Below are 9,800 nucleotides of genomic sequence, written 5' to 3'. Positions count from 1 at the left end.
TGCATACTTGCCTATATTATTGACAGAGTTTGTACAGAATATACATTTTCATAAATTTTTGTGCCTTGAGCACAGCGAAAGGAATGATAGTTAATATGAGTATAATTACAATAAACCCACTTACAAGAATCAGTGGCTTTTTAGAAATAGAAGTTAAGGTGGAAAATAATAAAGCAGTAGATGCAAAAAGCAGCGGATTATTATTCAGGGGATTTGAGAAAATGCTTCAGGATAGAGAACCGCTAGATGCAGTTTATTTTACGCAAAGGATATGCGGGATATGTTCTAATGCTCATTCCATGGCTTCAAGTTTAGCTTTAGAAAGTGCGTTAGGTATTTTACCAAATGAAAACGACAGAATGATTAGAGATTTCATGCACGGCTGTGAATATGTTCAAAATCATATAAGACACTTCTATTTATACACTATTCCTGATTTTGCTACAGGCCCTAAGCTGGAACCAGTTTACAATAATAATCACACGGATTTTAGATTACCAAAAGATATAAATGATAGAATAACTGATAATTATATTAATGCAATTAAATATAGCAGACTAGCTCATACAGCATTAGCAGAGCTCGGGGGAAAGGCGCCTCATAGTCATGGAATATTTGTAGGTGGGACTACTGTAAATATAGATGCATATAAAATTGTAAAAGTGAAATCTATAGTAAAAGAAATTAAAAATTTTGTAGAAAACAATATGATAGAAGATGTATATACCATATCAGAATACTATAAAGACTATTTTAATATTGGAAAGGGTTATGGTAATCTGCTTTCTTACGGTGTTTATGATAAATATTTAGAGGCTGATTTAAGTTATGTAAAACCAGGAGTATATATTAATGGCAGCTTTTTATCATTTAATCCGGACAAAATAACAGAGAGTATTTATAATTCATGGTTTATTCAAGATTTGAAAAGCAGCAATAAAAATGATGTTGAACCAGATTTAGATAAAGAAGGAGCATACAGCTTTGTGAAAGCACCTCGATATAATGGATATCCTTTAGAAGTCGGTCCTTTAGCAAGAATGATTTTAAGTAATAATTATGATAATAAGGTTTCAACTATGGATAGAACTATTGCAAGAGTTTTAGAAACTAAAAAGGTACTAGAAATCATGGAGCAGCTTTTAGATAGAATAGCTTTTAAAAAAGCATCGCAAAATCAATATAACATTCCTGAAGAAGCTTATGGCTCTGGCCTTATAGATACTACTAGAGGAGCTTTAGGACACTGGATATATATAAAGAATAAAAAAATTAATAGATATAATATTATTACACCTAGTGTATGGAATTGTTCTCCAGCTGATAATGTTGGCGTAAAAGGAGTAATAGAACAAGCAATTATTGGTACAGAGATTAAAGATATGATGCATCCAGTTGAAATCGGAAGAATAGTAAGGTCTTTTGATCCGTGCATATCTTGTGCAACTCATGTAGTAAGTGATAGGTTTAGCCCAGTTAAGATTATTATATAATTGTTAATAATATTTTTACTAAATAAATACAATCAACATATAGAGGTGCTTATATGAGTGTTAAACTTATTGCAATAGGAAATGTTTTAATGAAGGATGACGCTATAGGTATAGAGGCAGCAAGACTAATAGAAGAAAGGCTTAATGAAAAAGGTATTGAAGTTATTTATGGAGAAGCAGATTTTGAATATTGTCTTTCTAAGATTAAAAAAGATGATGTTCTATTTATATTAGATGCAGCTTCTTATGGAAAAAATGCAGGTGAAATTACTGTAATACCGCTTAATAGTTATACAATTAATAAAAATGGTTATACACAGCATAATTATAGTTTTTTAGATTTACTAAAGCTTTATTATCCTTATGTTGAAGGAAAAATTTTTGCTATTGAAGCTAAGGAAATAGAACTTGGCTTTGGTTTAAGTTCTAAGCTTGAAGAAAAACTGATAGATATTTCTAAAGAGATTTTATACAACATAGAAAAAGATTTAGAAGAATTGAACTTATTAAATACTAATAAAGGGGAGATAAGATATGCATGATACTATTTTGTTAAATAAGATTTCTCAGGCAGTAAAGCAGGTATGCTCAGTTAATAACATTAGAAAAGTGAACAGATTAACTGTAGTTGTAAATCATAGAAGTCATGTTAATGAGAATAATCTTTATGAACATCTTAAATATGAAAATAAAGATTTAATTGGGTTATGGACAAAGATTAAAGTAGAGAGAGAGGATATAGAAGAACAAACTGCTATCCTTCACAGTATTGAAGGTGACAGGGGTGAGGAATAAAATAGAAAAAGATGTGAGAAGATACCTTGTAAAAATATACGGCATAGTGCAAGGTGTGGGATTTCGACCTTATGTATATAAAAAAGCAAAGGAATATCAAATACAGGGATGGGTTGAAAATACAGGAGGCGCTGTAGGTATTGACTGTACTGGTTTTAAAGATAATATTAAACATTTTTTATTAGATATTATAAAAAAGCCTCCTAGTCTTTCAAAGATAGAAAAAGTTGAATGTACAGATATGACAGAGAAGTTATTATTTAATAATAATGATATTAACAGGGGAGGCTTTGAGATTAAGCAAAGTAGTGAGGAGCAGAATAAGGTAAGGTTTGTTTCACCTGATGTTTCAGTTTGTTCTAAATGTTTAGAGGATATTAAAAAGAAGAATACTTCCCGTTATAGATACGCTTTTACTAACTGCACAGAGTGTGGTCCTAGGTATTCTATTATTAAGGGCTTGCCCTATGATAGACCTCGTACTGTTATGGAAAATTTTCATATGTGTGAGGACTGCCAAAAAGAATATGATAATCCTTTAAACAGGCGTTTTCATGCTCAGCCAAACTGCTGTGAAAAATGCGGACCAACCCTTTTACTTCTAGATAATAAAGGTGAACAAGTTGAATGTAATGATATAATTGAAGAAACTATTAAGCTTCTTATGGATGGAAAGATATTGGCTATTAAAGGAATAGGCGGGTTTCATTTAGTTTGTGATGGTAAAAATGAGAAGACGGTTCTTCTGCTTAGAGCTAGAAAGCACAGAAGAGATAAGCCGTTAGCTTTAATGGCAAAAGATATTAATACAATTAAAGAATTTTGCTATGTATCAGAAAAAGAGGAAGAAGTTTTAACAAGCAGCAAAAGACCTATTGTGCTTTTAAAAAAGAAATGTGAATTTTTATTACCATATGCTTTGGCAGCAAAACAAAAAAAATTAGGAGTAATGCTGCCTTATACTCCTTTGCATCATTTATTATTCAATGAAAAATTGAACCTTTTAGTTATGACAAGCGGTAATATCAGCGGTATGCCTATTGAATATAAAAATGAAGAAGCGTTAAAGCATTTAGGCAAAGCAGCAGATTTCTTTTTGGTAAATAATAGAGATATCTATATCCCAATAGATGATTCTGTAGTTAAGGTAATAGATGAAGAAGAGATAGTATCACGAAGAGCAAGAGGTTATACTCCATATAATTTAAAAGTTGATACAAAGCTGCAAATTATAGCACTTGGTGGTGAACAGAAGAATAGCATTTGTGTTTCTAAAAATGGGTATTCTTATTTAAGCCAGTATTTAGGAGACTTAAAGGAATTTGAATGTTACGAGAATTTTAAATATGTACTTAAGCATTTTATAAAGCTTTTTAATATAAATCCAGATGTTATTGTACATGACATACACCCTTCATATTTAAGCACTCAGTTTGCTATAAGCCTGAAAGGAAGAAAAATCGCAGTACAGCATCATCATGCTCATATGGTAAGCTGTATGGCTGAGCATTCAATTGATGATATTGTAATTGGAATTATATTTGATGGTACAGGCTTTGGATTAGACGGTGCTGTATGGGGGGGCGAGTTTTTTATAGGAAATCGAGAATTTTTCAAAAGAGCTGGTCATTTAGAATATGTAAATATTCAGGGCGGTGATAAAGCTGTAAAAGAGCCTTGGAGATGTGCTGCAAGTTATCTGTATAGTCTTAATTATAAACCATCAGAAATTATACAGGATGTTGCAAAAGAAAGTATTGAAGTAGTTTTGCAGGCTTTAAATTCAGATTTTAATTGCTTTTTATCCTCCAGTATTGGAAGGCTTTTTGATGCAGTAGCATCACTTATTGGAATTAGAAATTATATTTCTTATGACGGACAAGCAGCTATAGAACTTGAGAATATTATTGATAAAGAAATAGAAGAAAGTTACCCATGGAATGTTGAAGAAAGAGAAGGAATTTTTCATCTACAATATAAGGGTATTATTGAAGGTATATTAAAAGATGTAAAAGAAAAAGAGTTGGCTTCAAAAATTTCCGCAAAGTTTCATAATTCATTAGCAGAGGCTTCCTGTTATTTAGTCTGCAGGGTAAGAGAAAATGAAGGCATTAATAAGGTTGTGCTTAGCGGCGGTGTGTTTGAAAATGAATACTTACTAAAAAAAATATATATAAACTTGAGAAAGAAGGGTTTTCAGGTTTTTTTTAATAAGCAGATTCCTATTAACGATGGGGGGATTTCTTTTGGACAGCTTAATGCTGCCAGTGCAATTATAAAAAAAGGAAGGTAATTAAATATGTGTCTTGCTATACCAGGGGAAATTATAGATATAAAGGGAAATGCTGCAAAAGTAAATATTATGGGAGTAGAAAGCGAAATTAATATACAGCTTATAGAGAGTCCTAAAGCAGGAGATTATATTTTAGTTCATGCAGGCTGTGCTATTCAAAAGATTGACACTGATTATTATGATTATTTACAGGAAGTATTTCAGTCAATGCTGGAGGTAAAGAAGGAAAATGAACAAACAGGCTTTAATTAAAGATATGATTTTAAAAATTCAGAAGGCCTCTATTAAGGATTTTAATGTAATGGAGGTTTGTGGAACTCATACCTATGCTATTTCAAAATTAGGTATCAGAAACATTATTGAACAAAAAATTAATTTGATGTCAGGTCCTGGATGTCCTGTTTGTGTTACTTCAGAAACTTATATTAATTCAGCTATAGAATTATTGCAGCAGCCAAATGTAATCTTGACTACTTTTGGTGACATGATGAAAGTAAAAGGTAGTAAAGAAAATTTGACTGAGCAAAGGGAAAAAGGAAAAGATATTCGTGTAGTATATTCTCCTTTGGATTCAATAAAGCTTGCAGAAGAAAATAGTGATAAAGAGATTGTATTTTTAGCTGTTGGTTTTGAAACTACTGCACCTTTAATTGCACTAGCTGTAAAAACAGCAAAGGCAAAAGCTTTAAAAAATGTTTCTTTTTTAATAGGCATGAAGAGAATGGAGCCGATTTTACATCATATTCTTTCAGATGCCCATCATAATATACAAGGATTAATTTGTCCTGGTCATGTAGCAGTTATAAAAGGTGAGGAATATTTTAAATTTATTACAGAGCAATATAATATTCCAGCTGTAATAGCAGGCTTTGAAGCAATAGATATTATTGGAGCTTTATTATTTTTGATAAAGCAGCAGGATAAAGATAAAAAGAGCTTTAAAAATTTATATAAAGACTGTGTTAAACCTTATGGTAATGAAAAAGCAAATCAACTGATGGATGAAATGTTTACATATTGTGAAAGTGAATGGAGAGGTATAGGGAGAATTAAAGCTTCAGGGTTTTCTTTAAGAGAAAACTATAAGAATTATGATGCTGCTGTAAAATTTGGAATAAAGTCAGGTATAAATACAGTAAAAGCTTGTGTTTGCAGTGAAATACTGCTTGGTAAAAAGCCGCCCAGTAAGTGCGAGCTTTTTGGGAAAAGTTGTACACCAGAATCACCAGTAGGACCTTGTATGGTTTCTGCAGAGGGAGCGTGCTCTATTTTTTATAAATATAAAGGAAGTGAAAAATATGAATGAAGTAATTAGCCTTGCTCATGGTAATGGTGGTAAATATACACGAATATTAATAAAAGAACTTTTTTACAAGTATTTTGATAATGAGATGCTTTTAGATGGACAGGATGCAGCAGTTTTTGAAAATTTAGAAGGAAAAATGGCTTTTACTACTGATTCTTTTGTAGTAAAGCCAATATTTTTTTCAGGTGGAAATATAGGAACTCTTGCAATTTGCGGAACAGTTAACGATTTAGTAGTATCAGGAGCTAAGCCTCTTTATATAAGTGCTGGTTTTATAATTGAGGAAGGGTTTCTGCTAAATAAGCTTGAAGAAATTGTAAAGGCTATGGGCAAAGCTTGTTTGCAATCAGGTGTGAAAATAGTAACAGGTGATACAAAGGTTGTAGAAAAGGGAAGTGTAGATGGAATTTTTATTAATACCAGCGGCATTGGAAGTATTATTGATGAATATGAGATAAAACCTATTGAGTCAGGAGATAAGATTATTGTTACAGGTCCAATTGGAGAACATGGCACAACAATTGCATTAGAACGATATGATATTAAACTAAAAGGTAATTTCAAAAGTGATTGTGCAGCACTTACTCCTTTTATTGAAAAGCTTAAAGGACATTTCTCGTCAATAAAAATAATGAGAGATCCTACCCGTGGGGGACTGGCGACTGTATTAAATGAGTTTACTGAGTTTTGCAGGCTAGGTATTCACTTATTTGAAGAGGATATTCCAATTAGTGCAGAAGTTATGGCTGCAAATAAACTTTTAGGATTAGATCCATTATATATGGCTTGTGAAGGGAGAATGGTACTTGTTGTTAAAGAAGCAGAATCACAAAAAATTTTAGAGTCAATTCAATCAATTGACCAAGGAAAACAAGCTAATATTATAGGTGAATTTGTTAAAGAACCACAAAATATTATACTGATAGAAAATTATTTCGGAGGAAAGAGAGTTTTATCATCATTAGAGAGTAATATGCTGCCAAGAATATGTTAGAAAGTTTGTAAATAATTTTGAAAAAATGATACAATTACTTTAAAATATGCTTGACAGTATATTTTGAAGTGTTATAATGTCTTTAATAAAATAGTATTAATTCTATGATGAGAAGAGTAAGCTGTTTGTAGTTTACAGAGAGAGGATAAAATAGCTGAAATTATCCTTAAATGAAAGGCAGCTGAAGACCACCTCAGAGAGACTCTAATAAAGTCCGGTAATTCCGTTATCATTTTTCAAGTGGTTCGTGTTATCATGAACAATTTGGGTGGAACCGCGGGAGAAGTACATACTCTCGTCCCATTTCTTTAGGATGTGGGACGAGAGTTTTTTTATTTTTAATAAATTTTGGAGGGAGTACTTGATATGATTAAAATCAGATTAAAAGATGGTTCAGAAAAACAGTATGAAGCTGGTATATCAGTTTTAGAAGTTGCTAAAGATTTAAGCGAAGGTTTAGCAAGAGCTGCATGTGCAGGTAGCGTAAATGGAAAAACAGTAGATTTGAGAACTAAGTTAAATGAGAATTGTGATTTAAATATTTTAACTTTTAACGATGAGGAAGGAAAGAAGGCTTTTAGACATACAGCTTCTCATATACTTGCTCAGGCAGTTAAAAGAGTTTTTAAAGAAGCTAAATTAGCTATAGGACCAGCTATTGAAGATGGTTTTTACTATGATTTTGACAAGGAAGGTTCTTTTTCAGCAGAAGACCTTGAAAAGCTGGAAGCTGAAATGAAGAAGATAGTAAAAGAAGAACTTCCTATAGAAAAATTTGAGCTTTCAAGAGAAGAAGCTTTAAAGCTTATGGAGGAAAAAGGAGAAACTTATAAAATTGAATTAATAAATGATTTGCCAGAGGGTTCTGTAATTTCATTTTATAAGATGGGGGAATTTGTTGACCTTTGTGCAGGACCACATTTAATGAATACTAAATTTGTTAAAGCTTTTAAATTAACTCAGGTTGCAGGAGCATACTGGAGAGGCAGCGAAAAGAATAAGATGCTCAGCCGTATTTATGGAACTTCTTTCCCAAAGAAAAATGAGCTTGATGAACATTTAGCAAAAGTTGAAGAAGCTAAAAAGAGAGACCATAATAAATTAGGAAGAGAACTCGGACTTTTTACAACTTCAGATATTATAGGCCAAGGACTTCCGCTTTTAATGCCTAAGGGTGCTAAGGTAGTTCAAATTTTACAAAGGTTTGTTGAGGATGAAGAAGAAAAGAGAGGGTATGTTTTAACTAAAACTCCTCTTATGGCAAAAAATGATTTATACAAGGTTTCTGGACACTGGGATCATTATAAAGATGGAATGTTTGTTTTAGGTGATGAAGAGAAGGATGAAGACGTATTTGCTTTAAGACCTATGACTTGTCCTTTTCAATTTACAATCTATAACAATGATCAAAAAAGCTATAGAGATTTACCAATAAGATATGCTGAAACTTCTACACTGTTTAGAAACGAGTCTTCAGGAGAAATGCATGGTCTTATAAGAGTTAGACAGTTTACAATTTCTGAAGGGCACTTAGTTGTTAGACCAGACCAGCTTGAAGAAGAGTTTAAGGGTGTAGTAGATTTAATTAATTTCATGATGGATACTTTAGGAATAAAAGAAGATATAACTTATAGATTCTCAAAGTGGGATCCAAACAATAAAGAAAAATATATAGGTTCAAAAGAAGAATGGGAAAGAACTCAAGGTATAATGAAAAATATACTTGATCATATTGGAATTAATTATAAGGAAGCGGAAGGAGAAGCTGCTTTCTATGGACCAAAGCTTGATATTCAATTTAAAAATGTTCATGGAAAAGAAGATACTATAATTACTGTTCAAATAGACTTTGCTCTTGCAAAGAGATTCAATATGACTTATGTAGATAGAGATGGTGAAAAGAAACATCCATATATTATACACAGAACTTCCATAGGGTGCTACGAAAGAACTTTAGCAATGCTTATTGAAAAATATGCAGGAGCTTTCCCAACTTGGCTTGCACCTGTTCAGGTTAAAGTGCTTCCAATATCTGAAAAGTATCATGATTATGTAGAAAAAGTAGTTAAAATACTTCAAAACAGAGGAGTAAGAGTAGAACCTGACTATAGAGCTGAAAAGATAGGCTATAAGATAAGAGAGGCTCGTTTGCAAAGAATTCCTTATATGCTTATTGTAGGAGAAAAGGAAGCATATGAAAATACTGTTTCTGTAAGAAGCCGTAAAAATGATGATGAAGGGTCAATGGATTTACAGGCATTTGTGGATAGAATAGTTGAGGAAATTCAAAATAAAGAGAGATAATGATAATATTTATATATCATTATATAATTTATAGAGGAGGGATAAAAAGTCTATGGAAAAAAAAGTTATTAGAACTGCAAATGCTCCAGGAGCTATAGGTCCATATTCTCAAGCTATAAAAGCAGGCAGCTTTGTTTTCACTTCAGGGCAGATTCCAGTAAATCCTGCAACTGGGGAACTTTTAAGTGATATAAAGGAAGCTACAGCTCAGAGTCTTAATAACGTAAAAGCAATACTTGAAGAGGCAGGAACTTCCTTAGATAAGGTTGTAAAGACAGTTGTATTTTTAAGGGATATGAATGATTTTGCAGCTATGAATGAAGTTTATGCAAAGTATTTCCCGGAAAATGCTCCAGCAAGAAGCTGTGTACAGGCTGCTAAGCTTCCTAAGGATGCAGTAGTAGAAATAGAAGCTATTGCTTTAGCAGAGTAATAAATTAATAATTACAAAGAAACATAAAAAATAATACAGAGCCCTAAAAAACCTATGATACTTTGCAAATCATAGGTTTTTTATTGTGCGCCCGGCATGGGCGTAATCTTGTCGGTGAAAGTCCGATACGGGGGTTGATAGTACCAACCGTTAGCTTAAGACAAGGGTGTCCACCGTGAGGT

The 9,800-nt window shown here is 32.3% G+C and carries 9 protein-coding genes and 1 other annotated feature; all 9 genes read left to right on the top strand.

Features of this window, described 5'->3' with window-relative positions:
- The first annotated feature begins 95 nt into the window (after nucleotides 1–95).
- The 9 genes from M2651_RS14120 to M2651_RS14080 all read left to right on the top strand — a co-directional run bounded on the left by M2651_RS14120 (nucleotide 96) and on the right by M2651_RS14080 (nucleotide 9,618).
- The gene (locus tag M2651_RS14120; protein WP_252132983.1) at nucleotides 96–1,493 is read left to right on the top strand and encodes a nickel-dependent hydrogenase large subunit; all 1,398 of its coding nucleotides are present in this window, start codon (nucleotides 96–98) and stop codon (nucleotides 1,491–1,493) included.
- Between the two features lie 53 nt (nucleotides 1,494–1,546).
- Nucleotides 1,547–2,035, top strand: coding sequence for a hydrogenase maturation protease (locus M2651_RS14115; RefSeq protein WP_252132982.1), 489 nt, complete (start codon nucleotides 1,547–1,549; stop codon nucleotides 2,033–2,035).
- On the top strand, nucleotides 2,028–2,288 hold the full coding sequence (locus tag M2651_RS14110; protein WP_252132981.1) for a hypothetical protein: 261 nt from the start codon (nucleotides 2,028–2,030) through the stop codon (nucleotides 2,286–2,288). The genes M2651_RS14115 and M2651_RS14110 overlap by 8 nt, the downstream gene beginning before the upstream one ends.
- Nucleotides 2,278–4,581 (top strand): carbamoyltransferase HypF, encoded by a 2,304-nt coding sequence (gene hypF, locus M2651_RS14105; protein WP_252132980.1) that lies wholly within the window; start codon nucleotides 2,278–2,280, stop codon nucleotides 4,579–4,581. Before M2651_RS14110 ends, hypF begins: the two co-directional genes overlap by 11 nt.
- A 6-nt stretch (nucleotides 4,582–4,587) precedes the next feature.
- On the top strand, nucleotides 4,588–4,833 hold the full coding sequence (locus M2651_RS14100; protein ID WP_252132979.1) for a HypC/HybG/HupF family hydrogenase formation chaperone: 246 nt from the start codon (nucleotides 4,588–4,590) through the stop codon (nucleotides 4,831–4,833).
- A complete protein-coding gene (gene hypD, locus M2651_RS14095) occupies nucleotides 4,811–5,887 on the top strand; it encodes a hydrogenase formation protein HypD (protein WP_252132978.1) in 1,077 nt (358 codons plus the stop codon). Before M2651_RS14100 ends, hypD begins: the two co-directional genes overlap by 23 nt.
- Nucleotides 5,880–6,881, top strand: a complete 1,002-nt coding sequence (gene hypE, locus M2651_RS14090) for a hydrogenase expression/formation protein HypE (protein WP_252132977.1) — start codon at nucleotides 5,880–5,882, stop codon at nucleotides 6,879–6,881. Before hypD ends, hypE begins: the two co-directional genes overlap by 8 nt.
- A 95-nt stretch (nucleotides 6,882–6,976) precedes the next feature.
- Nucleotides 6,977–7,187 (top strand) — a binding site (T-box leader).
- Between the two features lie 60 nt (nucleotides 7,188–7,247).
- Entirely contained in the window at nucleotides 7,248–9,185 is a 1,938-nt protein-coding gene (gene thrS, locus M2651_RS14085; protein ID WP_252132976.1) for a threonine--tRNA ligase, read from the top strand.
- Between the two features lie 52 nt (nucleotides 9,186–9,237).
- Nucleotides 9,238–9,618, top strand: coding sequence for a RidA family protein (locus tag M2651_RS14080; RefSeq protein WP_252132975.1), 381 nt, complete (start codon nucleotides 9,238–9,240; stop codon nucleotides 9,616–9,618).
- Nucleotides 9,619–9,800 lie beyond the last annotated feature (182 nt).

Origin of the sequence: Clostridium caldaquaticum (assembly GCF_023806125.1) — a bacterium.
GTDB classification, from domain to species: Bacteria; Bacillota; Clostridia; order Clostridiales; family Clostridiaceae; genus Clostridium_AT; species Clostridium_AT caldaquaticum.
This window is presented reverse-complemented; position numbering and strand designations above follow the sequence as displayed.

Excerpts from the sequence above, each read along its gene's own strand:
- M2651_RS14120 (WP_252132983.1), top strand. The coding sequence starts at position 96 with ATGAGTATAATTACAATAAACCCACTTACAAGAATCAGTGGCTTTTTA.
- M2651_RS14115 (WP_252132982.1), top strand. The coding sequence starts at position 1,547 with ATGAGTGTTAAACTTATTGCAATAGGAAATGTTTTAATGAAGGATGAC.
- M2651_RS14110 (WP_252132981.1), top strand. The coding sequence starts at position 2,028 with ATGCATGATACTATTTTGTTAAATAAGATTTCTCAGGCAGTAAAGCAG.
- M2651_RS14100 (WP_252132979.1), top strand. The coding sequence starts at position 4,588 with ATGTGTCTTGCTATACCAGGGGAAATTATAGATATAAAGGGAAATGCT.
- hypD (WP_252132978.1), top strand. The coding sequence starts at position 4,811 with ATGAACAAACAGGCTTTAATTAAAGATATGATTTTAAAAATTCAGAAG.
- hypE (WP_252132977.1), top strand. The coding sequence starts at position 5,880 with ATGAATGAAGTAATTAGCCTTGCTCATGGTAATGGTGGTAAATATACA.
- thrS (WP_252132976.1), top strand. The coding sequence starts at position 7,248 with ATGATTAAAATCAGATTAAAAGATGGTTCAGAAAAACAGTATGAAGCT.
- M2651_RS14080 (WP_252132975.1), top strand. The coding sequence starts at position 9,238 with ATGGAAAAAAAAGTTATTAGAACTGCAAATGCTCCAGGAGCTATAGGT.